The organism is Flexithrix dorotheae DSM 6795 (assembly GCF_000379765.1).
In the GTDB taxonomy this organism is placed as follows: domain Bacteria; phylum Bacteroidota; class Bacteroidia; order Cytophagales; family Flammeovirgaceae; genus Flexithrix; species Flexithrix dorotheae.
The window spans coordinates 58,635-76,844 of sequence record NZ_KB903445.1; the positions used below are offsets into that span (position 1 = coordinate 58,635).

The window sequence follows — 18,210 nt, forward strand, 5'->3', positions numbered from 1 at the left end:
AAATTTACCAAAACATATTAAAGATATGAAATTGAAAATACTAAGACAAATTTTAATGATGTCAAAATATACATTATTTGGTTTTTTTGTCCACTGTTTCTTATGTGGGATGCTTGTGGCAAATGATGCAAATTCACAAAAAAATAGTGTGGAAGAAATCTTTCTCACTTTAAATTTAGAAGCACAACCTTTAGAACTTGCCTTCAAAGAAATTCAATCTAAAACAAGCTTTGATTTTGCTTATAACAAAAGTGTAATTGATAAAAAACAATTAGTAACTATAAAAGCTCAGAATGAGTCACTAGGTAATATATTACGCTACTTATCTAAAAATACCGGGTTACGATTCAAACGAGTAGATGAATCTATTCATGTAGGCAAAAAAGAAATATTTGCCCCATCTCTAGAAGAGGTAATCAGTAATACCTTTCAGGTAAAAATCACTGGTTTAGTTACTGCTGAAGATGGAGAAGCTTTACCTGGTGTGAGTATTCTGATAAAAGGTACCACAAATGGCACTACAACTGGTTTAGATGGGACATATTCATTGAATGTTCCTGAAAATTCTATTATACAGTATAGTTATATAGGATATCAAACTAAAGAAATTGAGGTAGTTAATCAGTCCGTAATTAACGTTGCCCTTGCTCCAGACCTGGAACAACTGGAAGAAGTAGTGGTGATTGGGTATGGTACGCAGAAAAAAACCACTGTTACAGGTGCGGTAAGCTCAATTAGTGGCGATGAAATCTCGGAAATACCCGTACCTAATATTACACACTCAATGGCAGGGCGAATGCCTGGTGTAATTATGAGACCAACTGGAGGACAGCCGGGATTTGATGATCCATCAATTAGCATTAGGGGAGTTGTGACTACCGGTAATAGTGCTCCACTGGTTGTTGTAGATGGGATTATTAGGGATAATATAAGACAAATTGATCCATCAACAATTGAAAATGTCACGGTTCTTAAAGATGCGGCTGCAGTTGCTCCGTACGGAATGGGAGGAGCAAATGGTGTAATACTTATTACAACAAAAAAGGGCAAAAGCGGAAAGCCGGTAGTTAGGTTCAATACCTCATTAGGCTTCCAAAATCCAACTTATGTTCCTGATATGTTAAGTGCACGGGATTATATGATTCTTCAAAACGAAGGCTACTACAATCAAACTCCCGATGGAACAACACCACCTAATGATCCTCAATTGATTGCTGATTATAATCGCCTACATCAGGAAGATCCATGGAGATATCCGGATTCTGAATTTATTGATGTTTGGAATAAAAATGCATTGATCCAAAATCATAATGTTGAACTTAGCGGTGGTACAGATAATGTAAATTATCATGCTGGAGTTGGATTTTATGATCAACAGGGGTTGTTTGATCCGGTTAATTATAAAAGGTATAATTTTAATCTTAGCCTGGAAATGAAGGCGACTAAAACCACTAAGGTGGGGATATCACTTTATGGAACCGTTGAAAAAACGAACAGCTTGGATCCTGATGAGCAAATAGCAGAACCGAATAACAATGGAGAAATTAGTGGACATTTATTTAGAAGTTTTTACAAATTTATTCCTACCCAAAGTTTAATTTATCCGGGAGGAGAACAATGGGGAGAGTCTTCTGCAAGTACACCGGTTGGGGCATTAAAGTCTCCAGGTTACAAGAAAACTGACAGGAACACATTATTGTCCTCTGTTTATATTGAGCAACAACTATCTTTTATAGAAGGATTAAGTATAAAAGGGGTATTTGGCTATGATCCAACAACCCAAAACAGGAAATCATGGCATGTTCCATTCATTTATCATGTGATTGATCTCGATGCGGATCCTTATACCTTCCAGGAAGCTGTATCCCTACAAGAAGGTAATGGTAAGCCTTATAAATGGCTATCTCTTGATAATTGGAGATCGAATAAGTATACCCTCCAGGGATTTATTAACTATAATCGTACATTTGGAGATCACAGCATTACTGCCTTGGCTGTTGCAGAATCACAACAAACACAAAGTGATAATTTCTGGGCAAGACGGAACAATTTTGCCGTGGACCTAGATGAATTAAGTATGGGTAGTTCCAATAAGCTGGATTATGATAATGGAGGTGGATCAAGTACAGGAAGTCAATTAGGCTATGTTTACCGTGTTGCATATTCCTATAAAGATAAATATATGCTTGAATCCTCTGGTAGATACGATGGTCACTACTATTTTGCACCGGGTAATAGGTGGGCATTCTTCCCATCCTTCTCTGCTGCATGGAGAATATCTGAAGAGGGTTTCATGTCTAAGCTTTCCGCGATTGAAAATTTAAAAATTCGAGGATCTTGGGGACAATCGGGTAATTTGGCCGGTGGTCCTTTCCAATATCTTGAAGGGTACCAACTTAGAGGCAATGCATATGCTTTTGGGCCAGGAAACCTGGTTCAGGCATCAAAGGTTCCGAGAGAGGCAAATCCTGAAATCACATGGGAAATATCCACTAAGTATAATTTTGGTTTTGACCTGTATATGTGGAACGGTCTTCTTAGAATGGAATTCGATTACTTCCATGAACTAAGAGACAATATGCTCCTTCAGCCACAAGTAACCTTACCTGTAGAGTATGGACTTCCGCTCTCAGAAGAAAATAAAGGTGAAATGAAGAATAATGGTATAGAGTTATCCATTGGTACAAATAAAGAATTTGGAAATGGTTTGAATGTAGGACTAATGGGAAATTTCACGTATGCTAAAAACCAGATGATTGAAGTTTTTCAATCACAGGCTGAAGCTGCTAATCCAAACCGGACAAGGGTTGGTCAACCATTTGGTACACCATTTGGATTTAAGTCATTGGGAATGTTTACAACAAGTGATGATATAAACGGTGATGGAGTCATCGATGGGGATGATGGATACAATGTCACACAATTTGGAGTTTTGCATCCTGGTGATGTAAAGTACGCTGACCTTAGTGGGCCAGAAGGCGTTCCCGATGGTTTAATAGATGCTAATGATGAAACTAGTATTGGCTACCCAACTTATCCCTTAATGACATGGGGATTAACAGCACTAGCAAGCTGGAAAGGTTTTGATTTCAACATGTTCTTCCAGGGATCTGGTAAATCATCAATAAATGTTCGACAATTTATGACTGTGCCTTTTGAAAACAATGGTAGTAACACTTCATACGAATACTTTAATAATCGTTGGACACCTGATAGCCAGGATGCTAAATACCCAAGATCAACACCTTCACCATATGCAAATAATACAAAGAATTCGGATTTCTGGATGGTCAATACCAGCTTCTTTAGGCTTAAGAATCTAACTCTTGGATATACTTTGCCAAAGACAATTCTTGGAAATAGTGGTATTGGACCGGTAAGAATTTATTATATAGGTCAAAACCTGTTTACTGTAAGTAACCTTAAACATATTGATCCTGAATTAGGGCCAGGAATTAGAGAAAATTCCTACCCAATTATGCAGACTCATATGTTTGGATTAAATGTCTCTTTTTAAGGTTTAAAGCTAGAAATCATGAAAAAAATAATTATGTCTATAAAACAATTGGTATTATCAGCACTCCTAGTATTGACGGCTATTTCTTGCGATCAGGAAGAATTTTTAGAAAATGTCAACAAGACCAATCTAACCGATGCTACCCAATGGCAAACTGAATCGAATGCGGATATATTTTTAAATGATGTTTACAGTGAGGTACCCAGAAGAAGTAATTTTGCTGAGCAATTAGATTATTATACTGATGACTATAATATAAGTCATTACTATACCGCTTCAAACTGGAGGCAGGGTGTCTGTCAGGCACCGGCAAATAGTACTGGTAGTAATTGGGGGGGGACACACGGTCCTACCGATGGATTTGACTGGAGTACATTTTATACAAAGGTTAGAAAAGTAAATACCTATATTCAGAAGATAGACGAAAATAAAGAGAATTTTTCGGTGGAATATTACAACAAGCGTATGGATGAAGCAAGGTTCTTGAGAGCTTACTTCTATAGTGAGTATTTCATGCATGTAGGAGGTATTCCGATCTTAACAGAGCCTTTGGATCGAAATACTATGACTGATGAAGAAATGAGAAAGCCAAGAGCTACTTTTGAAGAAACCTTTAATTTCATAACTGGTGAACTTGGGGAAATAGTAAATAATGAATATCTCGACATTAAATATGATGCTGGAAACTTAGATGCAGGTCGTGCAACTTTAGGTGCAGCACTTGCGCTGAAAGGTTGGATAGAATTATTCGCAGCCAGTCCATTATTTAATAGTGGAAGTGCTTATTTATCAGATCCAGGCAATTATGTTTCTTTTGGCAACGCTGACCCTACCAGATGGGCAACAGCAGCAGCAACTAATAAGAAGTTTATTGATGAGTATGGAAATGGCGGACCTTATGGATTATTTCCAGATATGAAAAACCTTTTTAGAGCTTCAAACGAATACAACGAGGAGATAATATGGGATAGGCAAATCTTAGCGGATGTTGGTGGAATGGGCAGCAACTACGAACGTAGAGGAGGAGTCACCTACGTTTTAGGTCAATATATGACCTGGGGGAATTATAATCCAACCCAGGAAGTAGTCGATGCATTTTTAATGGCTAATGGCTTGCGGATAAATGATCCAGGGTCAGGATACGACCCTCAGAATCCATATGTTAATAGAGAGCAAAGGTTTTACGAGGCCATTGTATATGATGGAGCGCCCTATAAAATGGATTGGATGCCAACTACTGATACCATTTATACAAGAATCAACAAGACATATGCAAACCCTGATAAAACTAATCAAATTGACCTAGCAGGTAAGACCGATGTTGGAGATTCGGGGTATTATCAGAAAAAGAGGTTGAACCCTGACGCAAAACCAGCAAATGATGCTAGTGGACAAAATTATATCTTTTATCGATATGCTGAAGTTTTACTAAATTTTGCAGAAGCACAAAATGAAGCGTATGGACCAGATGCTTCGGTTTACGATGCCATTGATCAATTGCGTGAAAGAAGTAATCTTCCAAAACTTAGTATTATAAAGCCTGGATTATCGAAGGATGAAATGCGTGAAGAAATCCTCCGGGAAAGACGTGTTGAGCTTTGCTTTGAGAACAAGAGATATTGGGATAACAAGAGGCTAAAGCAGGCCGAAGTAGTGATGAATCAAGCTCGTCACAATATGGTTATTCGATATACCAATGAAGATGATGCAACAGGACCACTGATCTATAGTGTGGAGCCAGAAGAGAAGTACGAAGTGGCATTTCATCCCAGAATGTACATGAGTCCTATTCCTCAAGCAGTAATAGGTCAAAATCCTAACGTGGAGCAAAACCCTGGATATTAACTAAGTTTCAATTTGGGATTAAGACAAATAATCTCATGGTTAATTAAGGCAAACATGGGATAAGAATATTGTATTCTGGTTGAATTGTAAAAAAGACTGCTTTTGAATTTTTAAGTATTGTTACTCAATATTAAATCTTTTAAAGCGGTCTTTTCAATATATCCATGGTTCAAGGATGAATTTATCTCCATTCGTTGGGAGAAATATTTTGTTGAAATATTCATTAATTTTCTCGAGAGTGTAAACTGACTTCTGTCTAAGGATTGCTTTGTAAAATACTTTAAGCCAGCTAAAATTTGAATTTATCAGTAAAAAAATCTTCTGTCTTTTTATTATTCAATACCCAAACTGAATCCCACGGGTAATAGGCTTTATAGCCAGTTGCAATGCTTTCTTAATCAGCTGCACTGGCAATCCTGCCGGAGATATGGCCATAGATTTCGCCACTTCATCTATTACTTTGTTCATCACTTTTTGCCTTACCCCTCCAACAGTGGTCGGTATATGCATCAAACTCCTGACTTCCCTGTTCTGCCTCATTGCCTTCTCCAACATGTAACGAGCCAGCCCTTCTGGTGATTTAGGAGTATTGATCACCATATCCAAATACTTCACTGCATCGTGCTTTCTGGCATGTCGGTAGGCATAGTTGTTTTCATACCCTCTTACATACCCAAATTGTTTATCAAATATTTCCTCTGTCCTTCCTACAAACTGATGGCGATCAAAACCTATTTTATGCTCCTTTCCATTCAGTTTTACCTTCCCATTCCGGGGTTTGGAAAATGGTGATAACCGCACTTCTTTCTTCCTGTCCATTCTCGATACAATCACATGTACATGCATCTGAGAACCACCTTTATTCCTTCCGGGTAAAATTACCTCTCCATAATTATCCTTGATATAACTCTGGTTTTGATTAAGAATCTGCTGAGACAATGCATTGATCTTTTGCTGATTTCCACCATTATCTTTCAATGTTTCCACTTCCCTTTTCAAGGCATTAATTTCTACACTCACCTGATAGTTATGTTTAAATACTTCCCGGTATTTAGCTTCCTCTTTTTTATAGCTCCGTTCATGTTCTACCTTGGCAAAATACACCAAATCTTTACCCTGTATTTTTGTACCGTCTTTATAGGTCTGGGCAAAACTATTGGCATATTCTTCCATCACCGCTCTGGTGTAGGCTTTTAACTTTTCCTTATCATGGCCAATATGTGCCAATTCATCTGCACTGGGGTTAATGGTCAGCATAAAAAACTTGCTCTCCTTGCTTTTCAGCTTCGCCCCTACTCCATTGCTGTCAATGGCATGCCTGACCTGGAATGAACGATAATCCTGCCCATCGTGGGAAAAGAAATGTTCCTCTTCCCACAGGTCCTTACCCTCATTTTCCTTCTCCAGGTATTCCACCAATGCACCACAACTCCCACTATTGTTATCGTAGTGGGAATCGTATTTGCCCGTTTGATGGATTTTAACATACATATCTGATCAAATCTTGTATAAATGTGGTTGGGTTGAATAAGATCAAGAAAACCACTTCTCAATCTTTTTCTGCTGTTTTTTTTAAAGTAATTACTTACCTGTTTGGGTTATCCGAAATTATAATCTTTTCCACTATGCAGCAGCTATTTTGGCTTAATATGCTGTATAAAAATAGCTTTTATGACCACTCAAGTCAACTATTTTTGGAAAATGCTGCAAATAATAATTTATATGCTGCATAATATGCCGCATGTTATTTTTACAAGTTACTGAATTACAATATTTTATACGTCACTCAAAAGCACACTATCATGCGCTGCGTGATACCATCTTGCTTACAATTTCCCCTCCCCTACTTCCACTTCCTAATTGTAACCAACTTGGAGATACAAATTTAGTTGATGATCCCATGGGGACAGTTGGAATTTCTCCCTCCTTTGGGCTCGGTTCTACAGGAAAAGCCATTCTTTTCACCTTAAATACTTCCTGATCGATCAAACCTGATATTTTGCACCTTTTCCATGATATGCTTATTATTGATGCAGAGATTTTAAGAAAAACTTGAAATGAAAAATACTGAGTGCAACGGGCTCATTTTAAGCCAAATGATCAATTCCTTTAAAAGTATAAAAAATTATGAAATCAATTTTGAGGAGTCAATAACCACTAAGCAAAGATGATTACAAACTTCATTTCACCGAATTTTGTCACCTCCTCTTTTACCTCTGATACTAAACCCAGTTTTTTTGCCATATCCATTCCTTTTTCAATGGTTGGCTTTATTCGCTTGTAATTATTGGAACGCTTGTATTTGTCAAGTCTCATGATTTCCACTAAGCGGTTGTAACTATATTCTACCTTATTCTCTGAAGTACAGTGCTTGGCCTGATACAAACACTTTATGAAAAGTTCTACCCCAACATTAGGGCGACCAGTGGAAATTGCCCTTAATTTTTTATTTATATCAATTGGAAGAGCAAAATAAGTGGATGATTGTTGCTTGTTAGAGGGAATATTTAAAAAGGAAGAATCCACACTCACTTTAATAGTTTTACTGCCATTTTCAAACGAAAGGAAGGAGTGAATTTCTAAAAGTCTTCTTATTTCAAATCCATGTCCCATACCCTTTGACGGATTATACTTGGTAATGGGAATTAAAAATTCTCTATGATGAAGTTTTTGAAAAGAGGTTTTCACCTGATTACGTTGGGCCTGACCGGAAGAACGTATTCCCATAAACTTATACAACATACTCAGCTCGATTGTAAAAGATGCCCTGTTAATATTCTCCATATAAGTCAGTTCATTTCTCGACTGGGCAAGCTGTGCCAATATCAGCACAGAAGTCAATAACCTTACTTCGTTACCTGTAAGTTGCTTTGCAATTTTATCTCTAATGGTAATATCAAGCCTATCCTCTATCTCCTGTGGAAATTCAATTGAATACTCGTCTTTTCCATTCTCATTAAGTTTTAAAATCCTATGAATGGAATTATTTACCTCATTTGCAATATCCGGTTTAAGTTGATTTTTATTATCAAAAATTGATAACTGCCTGATTTGTTGCCTGGTCTCAATCTTCAACAATCGGCTCGGGTAATTAACGGTATTTGAATCTTGTTCTTCCATGACTCAATAATATTCAAACCAACATTCCTGTACAAGTAAAATTTTCTCTTTTTTACTTGCTTTGGGGATATTATGACTTATCGGATGTACATTATGACTTGCTTGATGTTTATTCTGACTTACATTTTGTACATTATGACTTATATGGAGTATATAATGACCAGAATTAGGGATATTTTGACTTATTTACTGTCCATTATGACTTAACTGATGTACATTATGACTTATATCGGGATAAAATGACTCAATTATTGGATATTATGACTTATTCCTAATTGATGTACATTCTGACTTAATCTTTATCACATATGACTTGCAGATTGTACATTAAGACTTATCAATTGGCTATTACGACTCAAAAATTGTACATTATGCGGGAAAAAAGAGTATAACCTATTGGTTTTCAATATATTGAAAACCATTTTTTCTCTATATAATTAATAAAAGAAATAAATCTTTTATTAGAAAATTTTATTTAGAAAAAATTTTTCTACTCTTCAATATTTTTATTATTGACAGGTTTTTCAGGATTCATATTTTCCGGTAACATATTCGTATTTTGCTTTATCATCACCCGTACTTCTTTATGGTTCTTTTTGTTTAGGTTTTCCACTTCCTCCAAATCGGCAATTCCGGCCTTAAAACCCTCATTAGTTAACTCTGTTGCAAAATCTCGACCTTTCAGTAAAATAAGTGGAAGTTCTACATCCTCCATTGGCTTCCCATTAAAAAGTACCATTTTACCTTCAAAATCAATTTGAATATAATCATTTTCGGTCCCTCCAATATTTTTTATATTAGATAATAACCTTTCTTTGGAAGCCTCCAATTTAGAAAAGGCTTCCATTCTTTTATTGTTTTTTATGACCTGGAGCGTTTGTTCCGCTTTAATGAAATATCTCCTGGCCTCCTTCCCTAATTCATTATTTTCTACCATACAAAGCTCCTTTGCCATGGTGATAGACAAAAGAAAATCGTATTGCTCCTGCCCTCTTACTAACTGTACTAAAATTTTAGTATAGTCGCTCTTTTCCTGAAATTCATATTTCTTAATTCTATTATTAATCCAGTCATTAAACCTAGATTTTACTTTTAGAAAAGTATGTAATTCTCGGGCGGAGATGATATTTCCCTGATAAATTTTTATGAGCTCCATTTTACTTTTTTCTGGTTCTTCGCTTGGCATTTCTCATTTTTTCCCTTTCCTTTTCTTCTTCAGGCCTTTCGGGAACCTCCCCTATTTGCTCCAGCAAAGCATCAATAGCTTCCTCAATTACTTCCTGTTGGGTATAATAAATATTGCCTTGAATTTTTTGGAAGTAAACGATATCTTTTATGCGTTCTAATGTCGCCCTGTTTAGTAAAAAGGTTTGCCTCACATTCTCAGGTGGTTCTTCCTCATAAACTTTTTCCTGTTCTTTTGCTTTATTTACCGCAATGGCATCTAATGGATGCTTTGCTGTTTTTCGTGTGGTACCTCTAAAGAGATCACTAGTTTTGGCTTTTGATCTTTCCATAGTTTTTATTTAGCAACCATTTCTGATTGATGTAGATTAATTGATTTTCCAATTTCCTGGGATAACTTGAGATAATCCTTTGCACCATTAGAGTCCGGGGCATATTCAAAAACCGTTTTACCCAATGCATAGGCTTCTTGCAAAGCCACATTAATCCGAATCCTATTCTTATATAGCAGGTTTTCTCCTATTAATTCAATAACTTCTGTTTCCATGGCCCTTGTCAATAATTTCTGCTTATTGAATTGAGTGAAAAATGCGCCAGAAAAAGTAATTCCAGGATTAATATCTTCTTTAATTTTTGAAATGGTAATGAGTACTTCATTAAGACCATCAATACTAAATTTCTCGGCATGAATCGGAACGATGACATGATCGGAAAATGCCAGGGCATTAACCGTAAGTAACCCAAGAGATGGGGCAGTATCCAAAATAATAATGTCAGCCACTTCCTTAAGAGATTTAGTTTGTTTTTTGAGGAGATTTTCTCTGCCAATCTCATTCAACATTTCAATCTCGAAACTACCTAAAGATTTAGTACAGGGAATCAGGTATAAATTATCACCTATTTCATATACAGCTTCCTCAACTGAGCATTCCCCAAAAAGTACCTTATCTATGGAGGTATCAGGTTCGCTAATCCCTAATCCCGTTGAAAGATTGGCTTGTGGATCCAGGTCAATCATAATTACTCGTTTTCCCATTTTTGCAAATGCTGCACCTATTGCCCCAACACTGGTAGTCTTACCTACTCCCCCTTTTTGGTTTGAAATTGCTAATACCATTGTTATAATATGAATAATGTTTATAGTATGATTTATATTAAAATATTAACACAATAATAATGAGTTAATTTAATATTTAAAATATTTTCAATATTAAAATTATAATATAATACTAATTATATTTAATATTTAATACAGTATTAATAGTATTAAACATATTAATAATTTCAAGGTAATGGATTTTCATGATTTTTTACTTTGATGAAAGTAACAATGATTTTCAATTTCAAATTTTTTGTGAAAAAAATGCGATTTAAGAAGCTTTCTCTTTCAAAATAAGGAAAACTATTATTCAATGGTTTTTTTCGCTTAAATCGTAAAAAATCAAAAACCAGGAATATCATAACAAATATATTCATCTTTATTATTCTAAAGATGATATTATTAATATTAATAAAAAAATATGATCGATATAGTATTGTTGTTACAATACAGTATTAATAATGTTAATAATATTTATTTAATAATATAATGTTATAAGTATTAAATATTTTTAGTTTAATACAAATGAAAATTGAGTAGAAGGAAAACTTTGAAGTTTAAGGGAATCAAGAAGTAGAGATATTTATAAATTTAAAAAAACGCATAGGTAAAAATTAACCTTCTCAGAATAAGGATTAGAGGAATCAAGAGCTAATGTTTAAAATGAAAAAAAGGTAGAAATAATGATAGAATGGAATATTGAGAAAAACGATTCGACTTAGAGCAACTGCAGGAATAAAACTTGTAATTAACTGCTCTAGCAATTGGTATGGGAATTATTTTTTTACTTTATCAAAAATGTAATACTTCCACAGGATAACAAATTTTCCAAAATAATTTAATATTAAGATGATAGTAATCAATATAAAAAGGTGATAAAATTCATAAAAATAGTATAATATCAAGATTTAGACTTGTTAAGTCAAATATTTTTTTTGAAAAAAGTTTAGAGTTTATGATATTTGAATTCTAAGCAGAGATTCTTCCTGAAAAAACTAATTAAGGTTGAGTTAACTTCACTTTTACAAATCGATTTTTGCAATTCATAAAGTGATTTTTTTAAACTGTTCAAATAATAATATTACCGTGGGTAACTGGGAAGGTTATTTCCTAGTGCTAATGGAAAAATTTTAAAATTGGCAAAATATTAAGAATAGAAAATAGCAAGAAATAACACAAGCCAAAATGAATAAAAGAGTATTATATGCTACAATTACAATAAATTAAATAGTGATCAAACAGTTCATTTTATAGAAGAAAATAATGTCAAGTGATTGTCTAAATAACAGATAATTTTAACTTCAAATAAAATTGCAAGGATAAATTGTACAATAGGGGATTTATATTATTCAAAAAAAAAACTTTTCAACAATTGAAAACCACAAAACAAATAAGAGCTGTCCTTTTATAAAAAAATAAAAAATTATGAGCAAATCAATTTTGGTATTTTGTATTCTATTATTTGGTTGTGTTACAACGAATATAACATCAAATAAATCGCCAGGTTTTAATGAAAAAATTAGAAGGCTATATGTTATGGAAAGGGGTTCGGAAAGTGCCAAATTATTCTTTAGTTCATTTAATAATTATTTAGGCCAATCTTTAAAGAATAGAGGGGTTAAGACTAAATTCCATCATTTTGAGCCACTCTCATTAGAAAGTGAGGATGATATTTTGCAAAAAGTAAATGAATTTGGTCCCAACCTATTAATGGTTATTCAACAAACTGAAGGAAGAGCTACTGTTAATCAATATGGTTGGGGAACAACAAATACCGGAGCAACCTTTGATATAAAGTTATTTAAACCTGACTCAAAAACTCCTGTTTGGAGGGCTAACTTGAAAGTAGATGCTTCATTTGGACTGTCAGAATCAGCAAAAGGTTCATCTGACAAACTTATTGAAAAGCTTGTATTTGATAAATTATTATAGACAAATAATAGATGAAATATATCTATGATTAAGTTAGGCAACAGTAAGACTAGGAATAATTCATAGAAAATTAAACATTCAAACAAACAGTGTGGTCAACCAGTCACCTCAATATTTTATCAATACTCTTTATTTTGATTGTTCAAAATATTTATGGACAAAACAGGATAACAAACCCTTCTTTTGAAGGCACTGATATTGGAAAAGCAGCACCTTTTTGGGAGAATTGTGAAATTTCTGAAACCACAAGTAATTTGCAACCTGGACATCAAAATGTGAGGCTCTATCCTTCAAATGGTAGAACATATTTAGCCATGGTAACCAGAGGATATATAGGCAGAGATGGTAATGAGTATGTTTCTCAAAAATTAAACTTAATTTTCTCCACAGATTCCTGTTATCAGTATTCTATAAAGCTAAGCCATTCGGCAAGAAATAATAGTTATAGCAGAAATGATGAAAAGGTTATTCTAAGAATCTGGCTGGGTAACGATGTTTGTTCAAAGGAAGAATTAATATGGGCCTCTCCAACTCCCGAAAGTAATGCCTGGACAAAATTTGATTTTAGTTTCACTCCAACAAAAGCCTACCACTATATTATTTTAGAAGCCTATTATGAGGATGAAGAGGATACCAGAGAAGGACATATTTTAATTGATGATTTAAGAGAAGAGGCAGTTTTACCACCAACATTCAATTTTGAATTGGGGATGGATACTACTATTTGCAGAGATGAAAATTTGATACTTACCGCCTATTACCCTCCCCACTTACCTACCCCAAAATATTTGTGGAATACCAGGTCTACAGAACCAACCATTGAAGTTACCGAAGAGGGGCTGTATTGGGCTGAGATCAATAATGGCTGTGGTGTATTCAGAGATTCCATTTATATCACTCACGATAAGTGCATTTTTATACCTAATGTAATTACCCCGAATGGTGATGGGTATAATGAAAGTTTTGTTGTAAAAGGTTTTGAAAAAGGTCACTGGCATTTAAGAGTATTTAACCGATGGGGAGAAACTGTTTATTCTAAAAAGTATTATAAAAGTGGGGGCTGGAAAGGAGGGGGAATAGAGTCAGGGACTTATTATTATGATATTAGAAATATGAAGAACGGTGAAGCTTATAATGGTAGCATAAACATAATAAAAGAGTAAACATATAGGCGATAAGAGAAGCGTGCCAGTGGAAGTTGGGGATTATATTTTTTTGTCAAAAGTTTTCGGAATTAAACGATACTAAATAGTAAGTCTTAGTAAAAAAAATAGTTGAAATTTATAATACCTGTCAATAAAAATCTTACCAAATGATTTTTTTATTTACTGGTTCATTCATATCGACCCTGCTTTCAAGCTCTGTTGTAACTAAAATAGAATATCATCCCGAGGGAGGGGATTTAACAAAATATTACATTATTACCAGAATGCTTATTTGTTCAAAAATATGTAAATCAATACATTTACACTTATACGTTATATGAAATATCTATTGTATCAGTCAGTTTCATAACAATAAGCAGATTATTAAATACCTTTCATTCAACTAGTGAAAAAAATATATTTAAAATTACTGTTCCTTCATATTTTATTTTTAATTCAACTCTATGGGATTGCCCAGGATATTTATATTCATACCAGAAATGAGTATATTCAAATAGAAAACGACACCTCATTTACCACTCAAGTAAGTGTTTTATTGAAAAAGAGTGATCATGCCCTAATGTTTCCTATTTATTATGATAGTGAATTGGAAGAGGTAACCGATATCAAATTGTTTATTAAAAAAGGGAAAAGGTTTAAACCAGAAAAAAATCCGTATATCAAGGAAGATGATGTGGAATTTGAATTTATAACCAGTAGAAAAGTTAAAGCCATAATCATTCCACCCGATATAGAAGCCAAAGTTGAATATAGGATAAAATGCAAGGAACTGATGTATTTTACCGGCCTACCTTTATTTAGCTATTATGATGTAGATACTTTGAAATATCAGGTATCTATTCCTGATCATTTCTGGTTTGCACATAACATTATTCATAAAGATTCACTAGAGTTCCTTTCAATAAATTCCAGCAAGTTAGTTGGTTCTACAAATTGGACGCTTGAAGTTGTTCCTTCAAAAATAGCATCTAATCCATTGAGGTATTATGGTATTTATAGAAACCTCAAAGTACCTATGATGCGAACAGTTGTTGTTCCGAAGGCTTTTCAAGGGAAAGAGAAGGAGTATATGAATGATTGGTATCTAAAGAAGGTAAAGGATAGGAGAGGACTCGACCCCAAAACTATTAGTAAAATTAATGAAATTACAGCGGGAGTTTCAGATCAAAAAGAAATAATGAATATTCTTTATGATTATGTAAGGACCAATTTTAAGTATGTGGCCATTGAAATAGGAATGGGTGCTTTTATCCCCTCTCAGGCTAATGAAGTATTTAACAGTAAGCAGGGAGATTGCAAAGATTTATCAAATTTTCTTTCAGAGGCTTTAAACTATAAAGGAATACAAAGTGAGGTTGCTTTAGCAGCTACTTACAATCATATAAGCGATTGTAATTTTCCATCATTGGGATCTGCGAACCACGTGATTTGTGTGGCGTATATTGATGAAAAACCAATATTTTTAGACCCTACCGATCCAATACATCTACCTGAAACCCCTATTCAAAGCTTACAGGAGCGTACCATTTTAATTATTACCCAGGATGGTGGTGAATTCTACAAAATGAGCTGTTTTACACCACTTGAAAATGAAATTATCTATGAAATAACCTTACGAGTTAATTCAGAAAAAATGCAGATGGATGGGGCATTTAAGGCAAAATATAATGGTATTTCAGGGAACAATTTAAGGTATAAATTCATGGATTTTAGTGAAGAGGAAATGAAAAATATTGGAGAAAAATATTATGAATCAGTATTTGGAAATCAGTCAATTACTGATTTTGAAATTAACAACCATGAATATGTGGTTGATGTAGAAGGTAAGTTAGCAATTTCTGGGAAGTTATTTAGCGATGAAAATAATCACTTTTTGTTCATTGATTTTTTGCCTCGAATTTTAGAAAATGAGGACCGGGAATCATTACTAGAAGGAACTTATCTTGGGTGTACGGTGGGAAAGAAAGTTAAATTAAGGATCCAAATGGATGAATCTTTTCAGAATTTTAATCCGATTGAACACTCATTCTCCAATGAGGGTTTATCTCTGAACTTAAAGATTTCAAATCCTTCAGATCTTATTATTGAGTTCATTTATGAATTTTCATTTGACAATTTATTTATCGAAAAAGAGAACCTCAATAATATTAATGATATTTTAAAATCATTCAAAAAGATAATCAATGAACCAATTATTCTTAAAAAGAAGAATTAAATATTACTGTATCCTTTGGATATTTTTATTTTTCTGCAATAGTATTTTTGCTAATGACACTATTCCTGATCAGTCTTTTACAGAGCATTGTAAAAATGCAGATGCTTTTCTTTTGCATTCGTATACGGATGTGGTAGTTTCAAAATTTTTGTTAGGCTATAAAAGAAAAACTACAATCCAAAATAAATTGGTGATTAACAATAGACCAGGAGTTGAAGAATATGCTTTCCTTAATCTAAAGAGTCAGGTTGCCGACCGACTACTAAGTCTAAAAGTTAAGACCTTAAAAGCAGATGGCACAATGGTGGAATTAGATTCAAATCTGGTTTTTGAACAACTATCACAAAGACAAGATCATGTTGAAATAATTAACTATCCCATCCCAGGTGTAGAACCAGGCGATACTATTGAGACCATATATTCCTATTCGGAAGGTTTAGACTACGATGAACTTCAGGATTTTGTGAATTTATATAGTGACATTCCAAGTGTGAATACAGAATTTACGATTAGAACTCCTCCGAATTTAATGGTAAGATATAAATCCTATAATGGATTTCCAGAACCTCAAGTCCTTTCCAATGATACTTTGGTTTATTGTTTATTCAAAATGGAACAGGTAGATGGAGTTTCAGAAAACGAATACACCTGCTTACCCTGTGAATTACCCTATATTTATTATTCAGTAGAAAACAGAGGGAGTGAGTTAAGAACATGGAAAGATGTTTACAATCAGGAATTTAACGTATTTACACAGCCATTTCGAATTGACTATGAAAATTCCTCTTACTACAAAAAGTGGAAACGAAGAGTAATTGGAGAAGCAAAGGACAGCAGTAAATACTACCAGCTAAGTCTATTACTTGCCGATATTTATAAAAACATTGAGATAGAGCAACCTTATAGTGAGGAAATGTTCAAAACTACAGGTTATTTTTTGAAAGAAATGCGTTTTGATCCGATTAGTATCAAAAGGCTTTACAGACAATTATTAGAAGATCTGGAAATTGATTTTTGGGCAGTTTTTGCAAGGAGCAAGAGGTTGGGAAGGATTGATCCTTTTTACATTAGAAAAGGGGAATATGATCATATCTTTTTTGCTTTCGAATCTGAGAACGGTTCTTTACAGTTGCTTTATCCACACAAAATTGCGTTTAAATATCAGGTAAATGAAATTCCAACTTCATTATATAATGTAGAGGCGGTAATTGCTAAACCCTTTTTAACTGAAAAAATAAAAAATAAAGATAAGTTTATTAATATGGATTTGGAAATGGCCGAAGTCGATTCAGTGATTACCAGAGTTATTAAATTACATGGGATGCACCCAAAATTTAATTATTTAAAACAGGCTTTTTATTGTGATGTGGATATAGATCAACAAGAAACTTCTTTTAAATCTAATTTTTCAGTAGCAGGGGGATTGTCAACAGATATAAGAAGCTTTAATGGTTTATTAGACAAGGATAAGGAATTGCATGATTTTTATGAAACTATAGCTGAATTTGAAGGGGATGAATCCTCCCTGAGTATAGATTCTATTACCAGTATAGAATTAAAAAATTACAGACCTTTTGTTTATAGTATGAATGGACAAGGATCAATTTCTAATAGTATCTCCTTTATTAATGATAGTATTGTAAGTGTAACTTTTGATGATTTAATTCAGCATAGCCAGATTGCCAGTGAAAAAGATTCTACCAATCTTAATTTTTATCTGGATTATACCTACACCGATTTTTGCATTTTTATTTTGAAATTTCCATGTGATATTGAAATAATAAATAATGAAAGAAATAAATGGGAAATCAAGAATAAGTTAGGACAATATATTTTTAATCTTCAACATGTCAGTGATAACCAAATGATTATTCAATCCAACTATAAAATTATTAAAGATATAGTTGCTAAAACCGAATATAAACAGTTAAAGGAATTAAATGATTTTGTTGATGAAGTACGGAATATGCGTTTTCTTATAAAATTAAAAAAGGCTTAATGAGAATAAAGGAAAAGAATAATTGATGCAAAAAGGTAAAATGAAATAAAAAGTAAAGTAGGGTAGAGGAGGCCGTCTGTTTTCTGTTTAAAAAACTACATATCCTCAAAAAAATAAGCCCACCAGAAGTTA

General features: G+C 33.7%; 12 protein-coding genes. 7 read left to right on the top strand and 5 right to left on the bottom strand.

From position 1 onward, the window contains the following. Positions 1 to 25: 25 nt before the first annotated feature. Both A3EM_RS0118775 and A3EM_RS0118780 read left to right on the top strand, forming a co-directional pair. Positions 26 to 3,517, top strand: coding sequence for a TonB-dependent receptor (locus A3EM_RS0118775; protein WP_026210393.1), 3,492 nt, complete (start codon positions 26 to 28; stop codon positions 3,515 to 3,517). A 33-nt stretch (positions 3,518 to 3,550) separates the two neighbouring features. Further along, positions 3,551 to 5,362, top strand: coding sequence for a RagB/SusD family nutrient uptake outer membrane protein (locus A3EM_RS0118780; protein ID WP_245576522.1), 1,812 nt, complete (start codon positions 3,551 to 3,553; stop codon positions 5,360 to 5,362). 336 nt (positions 5,363 to 5,698) lie between these two features. Here A3EM_RS0118780 and mobB read toward each other — a convergent pair whose 3' ends face one another. Continuing rightward, the gene (gene mobB, locus A3EM_RS42915; protein ID WP_020529788.1) at positions 5,699 to 6,853 is read right to left on the bottom strand and encodes a MobB family relaxase; all 1,155 of its coding nucleotides are present in this window, start codon (positions 6,851 to 6,853) and stop codon (positions 5,699 to 5,701) included. A 250-nt stretch (positions 6,854 to 7,103) separates the two neighbouring features. On the opposite strand from mobB, the gene A3EM_RS0118795 reads away from it, so the two are divergent. Beyond that, on the top strand, positions 7,104 to 7,343 hold the full coding sequence (locus A3EM_RS0118795) for a hypothetical protein (RefSeq protein WP_020529790.1): 240 nt from the start codon (positions 7,104 to 7,106) through the stop codon (positions 7,341 to 7,343). Between the two features lie 176 nt (positions 7,344 to 7,519). Here the strand turns inward: A3EM_RS0118795 and A3EM_RS0118800 are convergent, their stop codons facing one another. The 4 genes from A3EM_RS0118800 to A3EM_RS0118815 all read right to left on the bottom strand — a co-directional run bounded on the left by A3EM_RS0118800 (position 7,520) and on the right by A3EM_RS0118815 (position 10,784). After that, a complete protein-coding gene (locus tag A3EM_RS0118800; protein WP_020529791.1) occupies positions 7,520 to 8,482 on the bottom strand; it encodes a hypothetical protein in 963 nt (320 codons plus the stop codon). Positions 8,483 to 8,972: 490 nt separating this feature from the next. Continuing rightward, entirely contained in the window at positions 8,973 to 9,638 is a 666-nt protein-coding gene (locus tag A3EM_RS45995; protein ID WP_157637966.1) for an antA/AntB antirepressor family protein, read from the bottom strand. A 1-nt stretch (position 9,639) separates the two neighbouring features. Then, positions 9,640 to 9,999, bottom strand: coding sequence for a hypothetical protein (locus A3EM_RS0118810; RefSeq protein ID WP_020529793.1), 360 nt, complete (start codon positions 9,997 to 9,999; stop codon positions 9,640 to 9,642). A gap of 5 nt (positions 10,000 to 10,004) precedes the next feature. Beyond that, positions 10,005 to 10,784: a ParA family protein gene (locus A3EM_RS0118815; protein ID WP_020529794.1), complete on the bottom strand. Its 780-nt coding sequence runs from the start codon at positions 10,782 to 10,784 to the stop codon at positions 10,005 to 10,007. 1,407 nt (positions 10,785 to 12,191) lie between these two features. On the opposite strand from A3EM_RS0118815, the gene A3EM_RS0118825 reads away from it, so the two are divergent. The 4 genes from A3EM_RS0118825 (at position 12,192) to A3EM_RS0118840 (ending at position 18,078) form a co-directional block, all read left to right on the top strand. Then, positions 12,192 to 12,698 carry a hypothetical protein gene (locus A3EM_RS0118825; RefSeq protein WP_157637967.1) on the top strand — a complete coding sequence of 169 codons (507 nt, stop codon included), beginning with the start codon at positions 12,192 to 12,194 and terminating at the stop codon, positions 12,696 to 12,698. A gap of 134 nt (positions 12,699 to 12,832) precedes the next feature. Further along, positions 12,833 to 13,861: a T9SS type B sorting domain-containing protein gene (locus A3EM_RS0118830; RefSeq protein ID WP_020529797.1), complete on the top strand. Its 1,029-nt coding sequence runs from the start codon at positions 12,833 to 12,835 to the stop codon at positions 13,859 to 13,861. A gap of 388 nt (positions 13,862 to 14,249) precedes the next feature. Next, positions 14,250 to 16,079, top strand: coding sequence for a transglutaminase-like domain-containing protein (locus A3EM_RS0118835; protein WP_020529798.1), 1,830 nt, complete (start codon positions 14,250 to 14,252; stop codon positions 16,077 to 16,079). Continuing rightward, on the top strand, positions 16,048 to 18,078 hold the full coding sequence (locus A3EM_RS0118840) for a DUF3857 domain-containing protein (protein WP_020529799.1): 2,031 nt from the start codon (positions 16,048 to 16,050) through the stop codon (positions 18,076 to 18,078). The genes A3EM_RS0118835 and A3EM_RS0118840 overlap by 32 nt, the downstream gene beginning before the upstream one ends. Positions 18,079 to 18,210 lie beyond the last annotated feature (132 nt).